Below are 15,873 nucleotides of genomic sequence, written 5' to 3'. Positions count from 1 at the left end.
ATAAAATAAGTATTTTAGCAATATTAACTTGCCATGGTAGTTATTCAAAATATCATTAACGATTCAAATGTTGACGAAGACAACCTTAGTCAGGTTTGTCAGGATTTTTTAAATGAAAATGCTTTAGAGGAATCTGAGTTATTAATTCGTCTTGTTTCTCCTGTTGAGATTCAAGTCCTTAATAAAGAGTATAGAGATAAAAATCAGGTCACCAATGTGCTCTCTTTCCAGAGCGACATTCCAGAGGAAGTCGAAGAGTCAATCCTTGGTGATGTTGTTATTTGTGTTGATGTTGTTAGAGAAGAGGCGCTAATCGGCGACAAAAAATTTACAGACCACTTAACTCATATGGCGATTCATGGCATCCTTCACTTGATTGGACATGATCATGAAGATGTCTCTTCAGCTAATAAGATGGAATCAATAGAGATTAATTTTTTAGGTAATCTTGGTATTAGCAACCCATACAACTAGTGCCAAATTAGTCTGTGTTCAAGAGCGCAGCCAGTTTTTTGATGTTTTCTTCTTGTGGATTGTTTTTTCTATAAATAACGCCAATATCTCTTTTTGCTTTCGTTGATTCTAGATCTATATTGATATTTGGATAGTGACTCAGTATTCCAAAGTCAATTGCCATCCTTGGCAGGAAGCTCACCCCAATATTAGTATCTACCATAGCAACAAGTGTAGAAATGCTGGTACACGAGAAGTTTGATATGTGTTTAGTTGAAATCTCGTTATTTTGTAAAATGTGTGAACGAAGGCAATGGCCTTGTTCCAGCATCAATAAGGAGCCGTTATCGATTACTTTCGACTTTCGATTTTTGTGTTGAATAAAATAAATAGGATCAGCAAAAACTTGAAAACTTTCAATAAAATCAGGCAGCTCATAGGGAAAAGCAAAGATTGCAAAATCGATTTTAGCTTGATCGAGATGTTTTACTAAGTTCTCACTTGTGTCTTCCTTAAATGAAACTTTAAGTTTTGGGTGAGAATGGGTTAAATTGGATAGAAAATTTGGAAGAATATAAGTCGATATTGTTGGAATAACTCCGATCGTGATTTCAGATTCAAAAAAATCTAAATTTGAAGTGCTTACCAAAACGTTCATTTCTGCTAAAACTGACATTGCTTGTTTAGTGATACGATTTCCGGCCGATGTAAAGCGAACATTCTTGTTGTCTCGCTCAACTAACTTGACCTGAAGGTCATTTTCAAGTTTTGAAATCCCAGCGCTAAAGGTTGAGGCACTGACAAAACATTCCTTGGCAGCATTTGAAAAGTGATTCGTTTTTTTCAATGCAACTAGATACTGTAAATTTTTAATTGAGGGTGTCATTTTTATATTCGTTTTTACCGAATATTATATACAGTATTATTCAATTTAACTTTATATAAATGAATGGTATGATTGTGGCTCATTTAAACTATCGGAGCTAAAAATGAATTTAAGTGGAAGTAAAACAGAACAATCTTTAAAGGATGCATTTGCTGGAGAATCTCAAGCAAATAGACGCTATTTATATTTTGCAAATCAATGTGACGTTTTAGGAGAGCCAGATATGGCTGCTCTTTTCAGATCAACTGCTGAAGGTGAAACCGGTCATGCGCACGGACACATGGAGCACTTAATTGAGGGTGGAGTTGGTGATCCAGGAACTGATATGCCAGCTAAGGAAGTCAAAGATATGCTTGCTAGTGCAGTTCATGGAGAAACTCATGAGTACACTGACATGTATCCAGGAATGGCTAAAACAGCCAGAGAAGAGGGATTTGATGAAATTGCTGATTGGTTTGAAACCTTAGCGAAAGCTGAGCGTTCTCATGCTAACCGTTATCAAAAAGCTTTAGATAGTATCTAAAGTCACTACTACCACAGATTTAGTCTGTGGTAGTAATAACCCTTAAAACCTAATAAATATGTCTAAATTCAAAGAAGGCAATTTAGAGGCCCCAACACGTCACCCTCTAAATTGGAAAGATAAAGATTTTTATGATGAAGATTCTCTCAACAATGAGCTTGAGAGGGTATTTGATATCTGTCATGGCTGCAGACGATGTGTAAGTTTATGTAAGTCTTTTCCAACACTATTTGACTTGATCGATGAGTCTGAAACTTTTGAGGTAGATGGTGTCGATAAGGCTGATTACAAAAAAGTTGTGGATCAATGTTATTTGTGCGATTTGTGCTATATAGCTAAATGTCCATATGTGCCGCCACACGACTTTAATGTTGATTTTCCGCATCTTATGCTTAGAGCGAAAGCCATTCAATTTAAAAAGGGCGAAACTAAGTTATCACATAAAATCTTAACATCGCCTCAAAAGGTTGGTGCTATTGCATCGAAGCCAGTTATATCGCCTGTGGTTAACTGGTCAAATAAAAACAAAACTCTCAGAAAGGTTACTCAAAAGGTACTCGGCGTTCATGAGAATGCTGTTGTGCCAACTTACCACTCTAAGAGGTTATCTAAGGTCTTTGTTGAAGAGAGCTCTGATAGTCAATTCAAGGTAGCAATTTTTGGAACCTGTTATGGAGAATACAATGATCCAAAAACAGTCATTGACCTAGTAGATGTATTAAGACATAACAATGTTGAGGTGAAGCTAATCAAAAAGACTCAGTGTTGCGGAATGCCCAAAATGGAGCTTGGAGATCTTGACTCAGTCGAGAAGTATGCCAATGAAAATATTGAGCCATTAATGGAGCTAGTCAAAGATGGCTACAAGCTTATTGCGCCTATACCCTCTTGCGTCTTAATGTTTAAGAATGAACTACCAATGATATTGAATGAAGATGAAGATATAAAAGCTATTTCTGATGCATTCTATGACCCCTTTGAGTACCTTTCATTGCTGATAGAAAACAATCATTTTGATGACAAATTTAAGGCCATTGATAAAGAGATTCTTTATCAAGTGGCATGCCATCAAAGAGTTCAAAATATTGGAGCGCACACAAAAAAAATCCTAGGTCTAATTCCTGATTTAGACGTCAATATTGCAGAAAGATGCTCAGGACATGATGGTACCTATGGTGTGAGAAAAGAGACACATACTTACTCAGTCAAAATTGGAATGCCAGTTGCCAAAAAAATTACCGACACTACCGACCTTGTTGTTAGTGATTGCGTTATGGCAGGTAACCATGTTGCACATATTGCTACACAAGATATAGAATCTATTCATCCGATTAGCCTAGTGAAGTTGGCTTATGATTTATAAACACAATTTGAGGAAATAATTATGTTAGAAAGACAAGACCTATTAACTCTTGAAGAGTATGCAGAAAAGCGTTCATCGATTCGCCAGGAAACAATCCAGGTTAAAAAGCTTAGAGAAGTTCATTTGGGTGAGCATATTAGGATGATATTTGAAAATAAGCAAACTGTTCAATACCAAGTTCAAGAAATGCTTCGAATCGAGAAAATTTTTGAATCAAGTGAGATTCAAGATGAGCTGGATGTATACAATGCACTTGTACCCAATGGCGCCAATCTAAAAGCAACAATGATGATTGAGTATTCAGATGTTGCAGAGCGCATAGTTGCTCTCACAGAGCTCATTGGCGTTGAAAAAAGTATTTATTTCCAAGTAGGCAACCATGAAAAAGCCTTCCCGATTTGTAATGAAGATTTGGAGAGAGAGACCGATGTTAAAACTTCAGCGGTTCACTTTATGAGATTCGAGTTTACCCAGGAGATGATTGATGATTTCATTGCAGGGTCAACTATAAAGGTAGGGTCTACGCATCCAAACTATGATTATGAAATGACTCTAGACACAGAATCACAGAAAGTTTTAAGTGGTGATTTTACTAGCTAGAAATTATAATTTAAGCCTCAGACATTTCGCCTATTGACTCCATTCCAACAAGAGTGTCATTGATGTAATACATCCTCAATTTGTCTCTTTCCCAAGGCGGAATGTTTGCACTCTGAAGTATTTTTTTTAGAGAGCTTGAGTGCTTTTTACCCTTGAGTCTGACTCTTTGGCCGTCCTGACGAAATCGAATTGTAAAATTAGTTTGATCCTTTAGTTTATTAAAGAGAGGGCAATCTTCATTGGATCTATCAGGCTCGCCATCAAAAAAATATAACTCATTGTCATATCTTCTGACTTCATAAAGATGCCATTTTAAAATCACTTTGGCATCATCCTTCGCCCTTAAAACAGAAATTAATTCAGTTAGCACTTTATTGGATGGCATCAAGAAGCCCCTTTGTGCTATGTAATAACGCAGTACATTAGCAACTCTTCTTTCTGGGAGCTCAGTTAAAGGCAGCACTTGAATTTTATGATTAATGACAAGATTAAACTTTTCGATATCAATTTTAGCGAGATCGTTTATTAGTTTTAATGCCTCAGACTGGTGAAAAGCGCTTCTAGAAATATTTTTTATTACTCCTTCAAAGCCAGATTCAAGTTTTGGAATAAACTCTAACCTTAGGAGATTTCTTTTGAAATTTAAATTAATATTGCTATCATCTTCTACCCAGTTGAGATTATATTTTGTTGCATAGTCAACAATCAATTGCTTAGAAATGTTTAAGAAGGGACGGTATAAGAATGTGTCAGCAAAGCTCTTCATTTTTGGCATGGATGCCAAGCCCGCTACCCCACTTCCTCTAAATAGTTGAAGTAAAAAGGTCTCAGATTGATCCTCCTGATGATGTGCAGTACACAGAACTTCATTTTTAGATAATTCTGATTTTAGTGAATTATAGCGTTTTTTACGTGCATTTTCTTCAACGTTAGACGAAGTTTTAATATTAATATCTATGCTTTTAAACCCAACCCCTTGTTTGTGACATTGTTCTTTACAGAATAGAGACCAGTCTTTGCTGTGCTTCGAAAGGTTATGATTGATATGGACTGCTCTAATATTGCCAGGGTAATGAGAGTTTAAGAAATGGAGCAGGACCACTGAGTCAATCCCTCCACTTAAGGCAATGACAATATTTTTGTCTATAAGGAAAGGATCTTTATTCGCTAAATCTTCCAAAGCTAAGTAATTTTTCGTGCCTATCTTCTAAAAGTTTTTCAATAGGTAAATCAGTTAGATTTTTAAGCTCTTTGATGAGTGCTTTTTTTAGAAATTTAGAGGCTTTTTCAGGGTCTCTATGAATTCCGCCCAATGGCTCAGGGATCACCTTTTCAATTAGCTTATTTTTTTTCAAATGCTTACTAGTTAGCTTAAGAGACTCTGCAGCAATGGGAGCTTTAGATGCATCTTTATAGAGTATAGATGCACAGCCTTCAGGAGATATGACCGAGTAAATGCTGTACTCAAACATCATCATCGTATCACAAAGTCCAATAGCAAGGGCCCCGCCCGAGCCGCCTTCTCCAATAACAACGGATAGAATTGGCGTTTTTAAAGTTGACATTTCGAATAAGTTTTTTGCAATTGCTTCACTCTGTCCACGCTCCTCTGCGCCAATACCAGGATAAGCACCCGGGGTATCTATAAAAGTAATGACAGGCAAGCCAAATTTCTCAGCCATCTTCATAAGTCTAAGTGCCTTTCGGTAGCCCTCAGGCCTAGTCATTCCAAAATTATGATAAATTTTTTCTTTTGTAGATCGACCTTTTTGTTGACCTAGAAACATAAATGTTAGGTCATCTATTTTTGCAATACCGCCTATCAAAGAATGGTCATTTGCATAGGCTCGGTCTCCACATAGCTCGGTAAACTCATCAAAAATATTATCAATATAGTCTAAGGTATAAAGTCTTTGAGGGTGCCTAGCTAATTGAGAGATTTGCCAATCAGTAAGTGACGAAAAAATTTTCTTTGTTAATAGCTCACTTTTAGATTTCAGAGATTCCATCTCTTTAGCAATATCTGCGTCATCCTTAATGCTTTCAAGGGCATCAATTTTTTCTTCAAGTTCTGCGATTGGTTGCTCGAAGTCTAAGTAGTTTAGGTTCATTTAATGCACTTATTGTGAAAGGAAATTTAATGATAATTATAGCAGATGCAATGTTTATAATCTTGCAATGGATTTGCTTACCCTACTTTCTCTGATGATTGCTACTTTTGTTTATGCAATTTCACCCGGCCCTGGTTTATTTGCAGTGTTGGCGATTTCTACTCGATTTGGACCAATACCTGCAATTTGGGTTTCCATAGGTCACACAGTTGGTGATATTATTTATGTAGCTCTTGTAATGCTAGCTCTCAATGCCTTAGCAGAGGTGATTAATGAGAGTATGCTCTATGTGAAGATTCTTGGAGCATCATATTTAATCTTTATTGGCTATCAACAATTCCGTTCAAAAGGGATTAGTTTTGAGCCATCAAGTCAAAAGAGCTCAGTCATAAAGCTGTTAATAGCTGGTTTTGTTGTTGGAGTGACCAACCCAAAAACAATTATCTTCTACCTGTCCTTCCTTCCAATTTTTATAGACTTAAATAATCTGACTTTAAATACAGAAGTTCAGGTGATAGTAGCAATTGGCTTGACTGTTTTTTTTGTTTTGAGTTTGGCAAATATTTTAGGTGTTAGACTTAGAAGTTATATTGAAAATCCCGATAGCATCAGGAGGATCAATCAAGTGACTGGCGTGACTATGATTCTTGTTGGTGTTTTTGTCGCACTTTATTAAATATAAAAGGATGTAGATGTTCCAATCTGAAAAAACAATGACACTAGTGATGCTTCTTGTTCCATTGGTATGGGCCTTGTCAGGCGTCTCTGCAAAATACTTATCTTTTTATATCAGCGAAGATGAAGTTGTTGTATATCGTTTTTTTCTTTCAGCCTTATCAACCTTTCCTCTGCTTGTATGGATGAAAATTCCTATAAAAATTAGTTTAAAAAACTTTGTGATTTGTATTTTTCTAGCTTTTTTCCTAATCGGGAACTATAGAACCTACTTCATGGGAATGCAGAGGGGCGCGGTTGGTTTAGGCGCGGCTCTAGTAACCGTTTTGATTCCAATTTTTGTTTATGTCATGATGATTTTTTCAAAAAAATCAAAACCTGTTTTGAAGGATTGGCTCGCACTGACAATTGGAGCAATAGGGGTCGCTTTAATGCTTAATCTGGAACAAATGAATCTTGATACACTTGTAAGTGGGGGTAATATTTATTTTGTATTGGCTGCTCTTACTTATGCAATGTTCACAGTAGCTGCCTCTTACATGAGAAATATCCATGTCTTGACTATTAACTTTTATGTTTGTCTTATAGGCTTCTTAATCGATTGGAACTTATCTTATGATAGCAATCATCTTTTCACTTTAGGAGCCATGGATTATATATTTTGGGTTAATATTTTTTTCGTGTCATTTATTGCTGGAACTGCAATAACAGCACTCTACTATATGGGCATTAGAATTATTGGCTCTAAAAAGAGTTCTGCTTTTAGTATATTAACTCCATTCTTTGCAATCGCATTTGGTGCAATTTTCTTTGAAGAAATGATTACTATAAAAAATGCTATTGGAATTCTAATGGCCGTTTCGGCTCTCGCTGTTCTTAACGACTTGAAGATTAAAAATCTAATTCCTTTTCGATAATTATGGGTAGCAATAAATTATGGAAATAAATATTTTTTTAGTCCTTGGCTTTACTCTTTTCATTTTTGCAGTGACCCCTGGCCCTGGGACTTTAGCACTTCTCTCTATTTCTACTTCGAGAGGTCTAGCCTCAGCAATATTCTTTTCAATTGGAATGACGCTGGGTGATTTGTCTTATTTAACCATTGTTATTTTTTCTTTAAATGCTCTTGCTGATTTGATTACTCCTGTTACAAATGCGGTTCAATATTTTGGTGCCTGCTATTTATTTTATTTGGGTTACTCTCAGTGGAGGGCTGGAAAATTCAGTATGGACAATGACATTTCAGCTCAATCTCATTTGAAAGAACTTCTGATGGGCTTCCTTTTAGCTGGAACAAATCCAAAGGTGATGATTTTTTATTTATCTGTCCTTCCATCTTTGATTGATCTCAATCAGGTGAGTTTATCTTATGGACTCAAAATCGTAGCCACTGTTGCTATTTCACTATTGTTTGGCTTACTATTTATTGGTATTCTAGGAAAAAAATTAAGGCAATTAATAAGTAGTGACAAAATGGCCTTGAGAGTAAACAGGATTTTTGGAGTAATAATGATTGGTGTTGGGTTTAGCCTTTTTTATTTCTAAAGCCTGGGCCCTTCATTTCTCATACATATAGCTAAAAGCTCTCGCTCACAGATATTAAACTAATACACCTTAAACTAATTGGGTATCAGCATCTATATCACGAGACAATAAATCTGTCATGATTGCTGTTCTCATTTCATCAGTATAATCAAACCAATCAAAAATTTCATTCATGTGACGTTTGCAACCAACGCAGAAGTTGTTTTTATTGTATTTACAAATACTAACACAAGGGCTTTTGATTTGCTTTAGTCTAGCTTGTTCACTCATAGCTTATATTTTTTGAAATGCATTTTAGTTGAGTTTTTATTTACGAGCGAAGTTTTTCATTGTCGTTGTCGTATGCAGCATTCATAGAGACATGGCAATTTCGACTTCCCAGAGAGGTTTCCACTCTGAGAGTCTTTCCTTCAGAGCAGTGACTCGGATTGAGGTAGGCAAATGCGACACTATGGCCAACTCTATAGCCATAAGCTCCACTCGTAATGATTCCAGATAGTTCATCACCATCAAACACAGCCTCATTTCCAAAACACTCGGCTGGAATCTCATCATCAAAGATCAAATAGGCTAGCTGAGTTTCCACCCCTTTTGATTGGCGTTCTTTAATATTATCAGAGCCAATAAAATTACGACTCAGGTCTAAGAACCTGTCCATTCCTGCTTCTAGCGCAGATATCTCTTCGGTAAACTCAGCGCCATATGCTCTATACATTTTCTCAAGTCTCATGCTGTTAAAAGCTTGACTACCAAAATCTCTTATCCCAAAAGGGGAGCCCATTTCAAATAAAGATTCATAGATGGAGATTAACTGCCAGCTTGGCATATGGAGCTCCCACCCAAGCTCTCCAGCATAAGAAACGCGCATTGCAAAAACGTCTGCTGAGTCGATTCTAATGGTTTTACAGCTTAGCCAAGAAAACCCAGTATTGCTTAGATCTTCTTGGGTGCATTGGCTTAAAACATTTCTGGCTTCAGGGCCAGTCAATAAAAGCCCGCCCCATTCCTCAGTTAAGTTTTCAATCGTTACATCGAGTTCACCGACGTGCCATTCAAGCCACTGATAATCTTTGACTTCAGATCCAATAGCTCCCATTAATAGAAATTCTTCTTGACTAATACGACTAATCGTTTGCTCCGCCCTTATGCCTCCTTTCGGAGCATGAAAAAGTGTCAAACCAATTCTTCCATCTTTCGCGGGAAGCTTGTTGCAAGATAATTTGTCAAGAAAATCAAAGGCATCTTTACCAGTGATTCTAAATTTTGCCGTACCACTGATGTCGGTAACGCCGCAAGAGTTTTGAACTGCCTTGCATTCCTCTTTGATGGCTTCATGCGCTTCTGTGTGAGTCCAGGATAAGGTTTCACCCCTGATCTCATCTGTTGCAAACCAAGATGGCTTTTCAAAGCCTGTATTGACTGTATGAATTGCACCTTTTTGAGCTAATACTGTGTGCAGAGGGCTCACCCTTATAGGCCTTCCATGTGGGCGATTATCATTGGGCGCCGCGTAGGCATACATGCGTTCGTAGGACTCAATGGCTCTTGTTGTGCAGTAATTTTTATCTGCCCATGTGTCAAAGCGACGACTATCAAGAGAGGACATATTGAGCTCTGTTTGACCATGAACCATCCACTGCGCTAAATACTTTCCTATTCCGCCTTGAGCAATACCAATACTTGCACCACAAAGATTCCAAAAGTTTTTGAGTCCTTTCGCGGGTCCAACAAGTAAATTATCATCTGGTGTGTGAGTAATGAGGCCATTGATCACTGTGCTAATTCCTACCTCCTTGAAGAGAGGAAAAATATCCATGCATCTTTCCAGCCAAGGCATCAGTCTTTCTAAGTCTCCTTCAAAGAGCTCCCTGTCAAATGACCAGTCGACGCCTTCCAGAGCCCATGGTTTAGAGCCTCTGGTTTCGTAAGGACCAATTAAGAAGCCACTTCCTTCTTGCCTAATATAGGAGGCTGCAATTGAATCTCGAGTCACTGGAAGTTCTTTAGTGAGTGCGGCAATTTCTGGATGGCTATCAGTTATTAAGTACTGATGCTGAAGATTGACTAAAGGCACATATGATCCAACCATCGCTCCAACTTGAGGTGAAAAACAACCACCAGCATTGACGACGTGCTGGGCAATAATATTTCCTTGCTCTGTTATGACTTCGTATTCTCCAGAAGGAAGAATATTGATGTCTGTAACCCTGTTAAAGTTGCTCACTTCTGCGCCAGCTTTCTTAGCCAGTTGAGCTAGTTGAGTGACAACTGTTGTGGGATCTACATGACCATCATTTGGGGTGTATAAGATGTTTCTCGCACTGCTAAAATCCATCATTGGATTGATGATTGATGCCTCTTCTTTTGAAACAAAATGCATTTCACAGCCAATATGGTTTGCGCGACTGATTATATTATTAAACCACTGCTCCTCGACCTCAGTATGACCCACTCGTAGGGATCCTGTTTTATGAAATGATGAAGGGAGCCCTGTTTTTTCAGGCAGAATTTCATCATACAACTTGATGGTGTACTCATGAATATTAGAGAGCGTATGGTTTCCGTTAAAGTTTGGACATAAACCGGCAGCGTGCCAGGTAGAGCCACTGGTGAGTTCACCTTTTTCAATTAAAACAACATCTGTCCATCCCTCTAGACCTAGGTGATACATTAGGTTAACTCCTAATGACCCTCCACCAATGATTACAACTTGTGCATGTGACTTCATATTAATGACCTTTTCTATAGAGGCTTGCGACCAATCTCTTTTCTAGTTAATTTAATATTGAAATTGTCGCGTATTTTTTTATCCACAGCATCACTGACATGACCTGGAAAATATTCGGACAATATTTCTTTTTTTTGCTGAATTGCTTTTTCTAAAATAATGGGTTTTCCCATATCTGCCCAATCATTAGGGCTGTCTCTATCGCTGAGCTCGGGGTAGATGTATTCACTTTGCATAACATCAATAGTTTGATCTGAGCCAAGATAGTGAGCCTTGTCATTCAAACAAACATCTTTAATAGTTTCAAAGCAAAGCGATTCTTCACTGTCATCACTAAATCCTTTGGTCATCCTCATAGAGGCGCCCAGTAAATCATTGTCCAAAAGCAAACTTTCTGGACATGTTCCAAGGAGGCTTGCATACATACCTGCAGATTCATAAACAATATTCGCACCAGCGATTGCAGTCACTGCATGCGTTGAAGCTCTCTCAGACCCGGCCTGAAAGTCAGGAAATTTTGAGTCTGTCATTCCTGCTGGTGTTCCCGTTGGTAGATTAAAGTGATTGCCCATTTGGGCGCATGCAGCAGAAATTAATCCTTGCTCTGGAGAGCCGCCACACATTGAGCCAGTTCTCAGATCAGAGACAAATGGCCAAGTACCTAAAATAGCTGGAGCGCCCGGCTTGATTGCATTCACATAAACGAGTCCTCCGAGGCATTCAGCCCAGGCTTGAGAGACGACTCCTGGAAGTAATGGCGGCGCTGTAGCCCCTGCCTGGCCAGCAGACAGAAGTAATATTGGCATACCGCCTTCAACTCCGACGCGGACACACTCTAATGACTCTTCTGCAAATTTCATTGGCGGTACTACGTGACAGTTGCTCATGCTTACAAAGGGTCTCTCCCGCCATTTCTCTTCACTTCCAGCAATAATATGAAGCATTTCGAGGGCATCAGTCACATGCTTAGATTCAGTAAAACTAACGCCAGCGTGTTTTTCAGTTCCCATTGCTACGCAGTAGACTGAGTTTTGATCCATCTCACGAGGGCTGGCAATATCCCTAAGAACGCAGGTACGCTGAAACATATGAATATGCTCACATTGGTCAGCTATCCTTGCCATATCGTACAAGTCTTGACTTTCAGATTCTCTGTATTCGTTATTTTCAGGGTCTGCAATGAGAACAGCTGCGCCAGCAGTTGAAAAATGAACTCTTGAGCCGCTCAGATCAAGGTCATGTTTTGGTGATTGGCCAAAAAGAGTTAGGTTTCTTTGTGATAGATTGATCGCCTTATCAACAATCTCTCTTGACATTCTCAATCTGCCATCATCACCTAAAGTGGCGCCAAACTCGACACACTTTTCTATGCAGTGGGGAGTTGCATCTCCAAACCCAATCTCCTCAAGAATGCGATAAATGTTGGCTTCGATTGCTGTAACTTGCTTTTCACTAAGTGGCTTGTATCTGCCACCTATTTCTCCAGCTTTGACCGGTTTTTCTTCTTCTGTTAGAGGCGCATTTCTTAATGCGATCCTGGCTTCTCTTCCGCCCGATTTTCTTCTAGACATAACTGAAACATGAGTTTGTAATATGACATCATTTTGATACGAAATTTAACTACTGTCAATTGTTTTTTTAACAGTTATTTTCTAGAGAAAAACTTTAGCAAAATTTAGAGAGATATGGATTAAAAATTATTAGTGTTCGACCTGATGATCCTGAAACTTTTTCTCCATTAATGTAATGTTTTAAAAGATGAGTAGACATAATATTAATTATTTGAGCACACTATACCAAGAACTTGATTTATTTTGATATTAATTCACTTACCGGAAGTCTTTTTTGAAGGCTTAGTATAAACCTAGCAAAACAAACAATATTATAACATACGTTCTATTTTTTAAATATTAGAAAACATATATATCTCTTCATGTATACTAAATTTATTGAAGTTTTTAAAACCCTTCAATATTGAGATCAATTTTGATCTCAAAAAAACTTATAGAAAGGAGATACAAAATTATGTTGAAAATTAATAAATATGTCTCAAGTCTATTTCTTTCAGTTTTTGTTCTTTTTGGAACAACTGTGGGAAGTACGGCTGCGATGGCAGATGGAGAAAAGTTTGTACTAATTAGCCATGCACCAGATTCTGATTCATGGTGGAATACAATTAAAAATGCAATCGGAATTGCTGGTGAGCAAATGGGAGTCGATGTTGATTATCGTAACCCAACTACAGGAGATCTTGCTGATATGGCTCGTATCGTTGAGCAGGCTGCTGCAAGTAACCCTGACGGTATTATTGTTACGATTGCTGATTATGACGTCCTAAAAGGACCAATTACTTCAGCTATAGCAAAAGGAATCCCAGTTGTGACAATTAACTCTGGTACTCGTGAGCAATCTGAAATGCTAGGTGCTTTAGCACACATTGGTCAGCCTGAGTATGATGCTGGTTTTGGTGCTGGTAAGAGAGCAAAAGCTGCTGGAGTAACTAAGTTTTTATGTGTTAATCACTTCTTCACAAACCCGGTATCAGTTGATCGTTGCCAGGGATATGCAGATGCACTTGGTGTAGATCTAGGCGATCAAATGATCGATTCAGGTCAAGATCCAACTGAAATTAAAAACAAGGTCATGGCTCATCTTAGATCACACCCTGATACAGATGCAATTCTTACTTTAGGTCCAACTTCTGCTCATCCAACGCTTTCAGCTCTTGATGATATGGGGCGTTCGGGAGATATGTACTTTGGAACTTTTGATCTGTCAGGTGAAATTGCCGCTGCTGTTAAATCAGGCGTTATTTCTTTCGCGATTGATCAACAGCCTTACCTCCAAGGTTACCTTCCAGTTGTTTTCTTGACTAACATGTCAAGATATGGAGTATGGCCTTCTGGTGCAATTAACTCTGGTCCTGGATTTATCACTAAGAGTAACATTAGCTTAGTTGAAAAATATGCAGGCGTTTACCGTTAATAGTTAATTTAGTTTATTAACGTGCTACCCATCATAATTTCAAAATGGTGGGTAGCATTTTTTTTATCTTCATCAGATTTAAAATTCAATTTAATTCTTTTAGATTAATCAATAGGATCTAATCATGTCTACAACTGAAAAAAAATTTTCATCATTGCGTTCCAAATTTAGTGTCGCATTACTTCGTCCTGACTTAGGAGCCATTGTTGGCGTTGTATTAGTTTTTCTATTCTTCTTTTTAGTAGCACGAGATACTGGCATGTTCTCATTAGAAGGTTCTATGAATTGGGGAATCGTGTCTTCACAGTTTATTATTATTGCTGTTGGCGCCTGCCTTCTCATGATCGCTGGAGAATTTGATCTATCAGTTGGATCAATGATCGGTTTTGCCGGAATTGTTATAGCAGTGACCTCAGTAGTTTGGGGTTGGCCAGTATGGCTCAGTATCATTACAGCGTTCGTTGTTTCGATGGCTATAGGCGCATTAATTGGCTACATTACAGTCACAACAAATTTACCTTCTTTTATTGTGAGTCTTGCATTTTTATATATCCTGCGAGGCATGACAATCTTTATTGCAATCATAAGTACGAAAAAAACCATTATTGGTGGGGTTACAGAGGTAGCTGAAAATGACTGGTTAGCGCCAATTTTTGGTGGCGAGATATTTACAGGCGTATTTGACTGGCTTGCTGAGCAAGGCATCATTCAAACCTTTGTCGCTGGCACAAAGGCTGGTCAGCCAGTTGTATCAGGCATCCCAATGATGATGGTTTGGGCTATAGGACTCGTTATTTTTGCACATTTTTTATTAACAAAGACGCGTTTTGGTAACTGGATCTATGCCTCAGGCGGTGATGCGCAAGCTGCTCGTCACATCGGAGTTCCAGTTAATAGAGTTAAAATATTGATGTTTGTTTTTACTGCCTTTTGTGCAACAGTTTTTGCGACCACTCAGGTAATTGAGTTTGGTTCAGCTTCAGCGGATAGAGGAATTCTTAAAGAGTTTGAGGCGATCATTTCAGTTGTGATAGGCGGCGCTTTATTAACGGGTGGTTACGGCTCAGTTATTGGAGCTGCACTCGGAGCAGTCATATTTGGAGTAGTTCAACAAGGCTTATTCTTTATTGGAGTAGAGAGTTCTTTGTTTAGAGTGTTCTTAGGCGTTCTTCTATTGTTAGCAGTGATCCTTAATACACATGTTCGTAAATTAATTACAGGGGCAAAATGATGAGTGAATTACCGTTAATGGAACTTAAAGATATCCATAAGAGCTTCGGAAATGTAGATGCTCTTAAAGGTGTTTCAATCTCTATAAAAGCTGGAGAATGTCATTGTTTACTGGGTGATAACGGAGCAGGTAAATCGACATTTATTAAAATCATGTCTGGTGTTCATCAGCCAACAAGTGGACAGATAAGTATTAATGGACAAGATACTGAAATAAATAACCCTCGCGAAGCAATTGATGTTGGAATTGCTACAGTCTATCAAGACTTAGCCTTAATTCCTTTGATGTCAGTGTCTCGTAATTTTTGGCTCGGAAGAGAATTGACAAAAAAAGTGGGCCCAATCACTGTCATGGATTTTGAGAAATGCAACTCAATTTTGATGACTGAAATGGACAAAATGGGAATTCAATTGCGTGATCCCACTCAATCAATTGGGACTCTGTCTGGTGGTGAAAGGCAAACAGTTGCTATCGCCCGTGCTGTATTTTTTGGCGCCAAAATACTGATACTTGATGAGCCAACTTCAGCACTGGGGGTTTATCAAACCTCAAATGTGCTAAAAACTATTGAAAGGGTTCGAGAAAAAGGTGTTGCAGTAATTTTTATTTCTCATAATGTTTCCCATGCTTTAGCAGTGGGGGATAAGTTTACGGTTTTATCTCGAGGTGAGACTCTAGGTACTGCTAAGGCAGGTGAAATTGATTTCCAAGAATTACAAGCCATGATGTCTGGTAATAAAGAATTATCAGTATTAAAAAAATAGAGGTTAATT

The 15,873-nt window shown here is 38.1% G+C and carries 16 protein-coding genes; 10 read left to right on the top strand and 6 right to left on the bottom strand.

The window, feature by feature from the left end:
- The first annotated feature begins 33 nt into the window (after positions 1 to 33).
- Positions 34 to 474, top strand: coding sequence for an rRNA maturation RNase YbeY (ybeY, locus tag AC5YGB_RS08115; RefSeq protein WP_496137198.1), 441 nt, complete (start codon positions 34 to 36; stop codon positions 472 to 474).
- A gap of 7 nt (positions 475 to 481) precedes the next feature.
- Here ybeY and AC5YGB_RS08110 read toward each other — a convergent pair whose 3' ends face one another.
- On the bottom strand, positions 482 to 1,339 hold the full coding sequence (locus AC5YGB_RS08110; RefSeq protein ID WP_053819562.1) for a LysR substrate-binding domain-containing protein: 858 nt from the start codon (positions 1,337 to 1,339) through the stop codon (positions 482 to 484).
- A gap of 103 nt (positions 1,340 to 1,442) precedes the next feature.
- On the opposite strand from AC5YGB_RS08110, the gene AC5YGB_RS08105 reads away from it, so the two are divergent.
- Genes AC5YGB_RS08105 through AC5YGB_RS08095 form a run of 3 tightly spaced genes read left to right on the top strand, consistent with a single transcriptional unit; the run spans position 1,443 to position 3,825 of the window.
- Positions 1,443 to 1,862 (top strand): rubrerythrin family protein, encoded by a 420-nt coding sequence (locus AC5YGB_RS08105; protein ID WP_020023575.1) that lies wholly within the window; start codon positions 1,443 to 1,445, stop codon positions 1,860 to 1,862.
- 58 nt (positions 1,863 to 1,920) lie between these two features.
- On the top strand, positions 1,921 to 3,225 hold the full coding sequence (locus tag AC5YGB_RS08100; protein WP_496137197.1) for a heterodisulfide reductase-related iron-sulfur binding cluster: 1,305 nt from the start codon (positions 1,921 to 1,923) through the stop codon (positions 3,223 to 3,225).
- 21 nt (positions 3,226 to 3,246) lie between these two features.
- Positions 3,247 to 3,825, top strand: a complete 579-nt coding sequence (locus AC5YGB_RS08095) for a DUF3501 family protein (RefSeq protein WP_020023573.1) — start codon at positions 3,247 to 3,249, stop codon at positions 3,823 to 3,825.
- A 10-nt stretch (positions 3,826 to 3,835) separates the two neighbouring features.
- On the opposite strand, the gene tilS is transcribed toward AC5YGB_RS08095, so the two are convergent.
- Entirely contained in the window at positions 3,836 to 5,005 is a 1,170-nt protein-coding gene (gene tilS / locus AC5YGB_RS08090; protein ID WP_496137196.1) for a tRNA lysidine(34) synthetase TilS, read from the bottom strand.
- Entirely contained in the window at positions 4,986 to 5,936 is a 951-nt protein-coding gene (locus tag AC5YGB_RS08085; RefSeq protein ID WP_496137195.1) for an acetyl-CoA carboxylase carboxyltransferase subunit alpha, read from the bottom strand. Before AC5YGB_RS08085 ends, tilS begins: the two co-directional genes overlap by 20 nt.
- 67 nt (positions 5,937 to 6,003) lie before the next feature.
- Between AC5YGB_RS08085 and AC5YGB_RS08080 the strand changes: the two genes are divergently transcribed.
- Genes AC5YGB_RS08080 through AC5YGB_RS08070 form a run of 3 tightly spaced genes read left to right on the top strand, consistent with a single transcriptional unit; the run spans position 6,004 to position 8,156 of the window.
- Positions 6,004 to 6,612 (top strand): LysE family transporter, encoded by a 609-nt coding sequence (locus AC5YGB_RS08080; protein ID WP_496137194.1) that lies wholly within the window; start codon positions 6,004 to 6,006, stop codon positions 6,610 to 6,612.
- Between the two features lie 16 nt (positions 6,613 to 6,628).
- On the top strand, positions 6,629 to 7,528 hold the full coding sequence (locus tag AC5YGB_RS08075; protein ID WP_496137193.1) for an EamA family transporter: 900 nt from the start codon (positions 6,629 to 6,631) through the stop codon (positions 7,526 to 7,528).
- A gap of 19 nt (positions 7,529 to 7,547) precedes the next feature.
- Complete coding sequence (locus AC5YGB_RS08070) at positions 7,548 to 8,156, top strand: LysE family translocator (protein WP_053819568.1); 609 nt, start codon at positions 7,548 to 7,550, stop codon at positions 8,154 to 8,156.
- 69 nt (positions 8,157 to 8,225) lie between these two features.
- Here AC5YGB_RS08070 and AC5YGB_RS08065 read toward each other — a convergent pair whose 3' ends face one another.
- Genes AC5YGB_RS08065 through AC5YGB_RS08055 form a run of 3 tightly spaced genes read right to left on the bottom strand, consistent with a single transcriptional unit; the run spans position 8,226 to position 12,455 of the window.
- Entirely contained in the window at positions 8,226 to 8,426 is a 201-nt protein-coding gene (locus tag AC5YGB_RS08065) for a DUF1289 domain-containing protein (protein ID WP_053819583.1), read from the bottom strand.
- Positions 8,427 to 8,466: 40 nt separating this feature from the next.
- On the bottom strand, positions 8,467 to 10,884 hold the full coding sequence (locus AC5YGB_RS08060; protein WP_496137192.1) for an FAD-dependent oxidoreductase: 2,418 nt from the start codon (positions 10,882 to 10,884) through the stop codon (positions 8,467 to 8,469).
- A gap of 14 nt (positions 10,885 to 10,898) precedes the next feature.
- A complete protein-coding gene (locus AC5YGB_RS08055; RefSeq protein WP_496137191.1) occupies positions 10,899 to 12,455 on the bottom strand; it encodes a trimethylamine methyltransferase family protein in 1,557 nt (518 codons plus the stop codon).
- Positions 12,456 to 12,909: 454 nt separating this feature from the next.
- Between AC5YGB_RS08055 and AC5YGB_RS08050 the strand changes: the two genes are divergently transcribed.
- The 3 genes from AC5YGB_RS08050 to AC5YGB_RS08040 all read left to right on the top strand — a co-directional run bounded on the left by AC5YGB_RS08050 (position 12,910) and on the right by AC5YGB_RS08040 (position 15,864).
- Complete coding sequence (locus AC5YGB_RS08050) at positions 12,910 to 13,869, top strand: sugar ABC transporter substrate-binding protein (protein WP_197503580.1); 960 nt, start codon at positions 12,910 to 12,912, stop codon at positions 13,867 to 13,869.
- 124 nt (positions 13,870 to 13,993) lie between these two features.
- Positions 13,994 to 15,100, top strand: a complete 1,107-nt coding sequence (locus tag AC5YGB_RS08045; protein ID WP_496137190.1) for an ABC transporter permease subunit — start codon at positions 13,994 to 13,996, stop codon at positions 15,098 to 15,100.
- Positions 15,100 to 15,864, top strand: coding sequence for an ATP-binding cassette domain-containing protein (locus AC5YGB_RS08040; RefSeq protein WP_271772419.1), 765 nt, complete (start codon positions 15,100 to 15,102; stop codon positions 15,862 to 15,864). Before AC5YGB_RS08045 ends, AC5YGB_RS08040 begins: the two co-directional genes overlap by 1 nt.
- Positions 15,865 to 15,873: the final 9 nt, after the last annotated feature.

The sequence above is a fragment of the Candidatus Pseudothioglobus sp. uisw_142 genome, assembly GCF_059512465.1.
The sequence above is the reverse complement of the archived record's forward strand: the minus strand, read 5'-3'. Positions and strand labels throughout refer to the sequence as shown.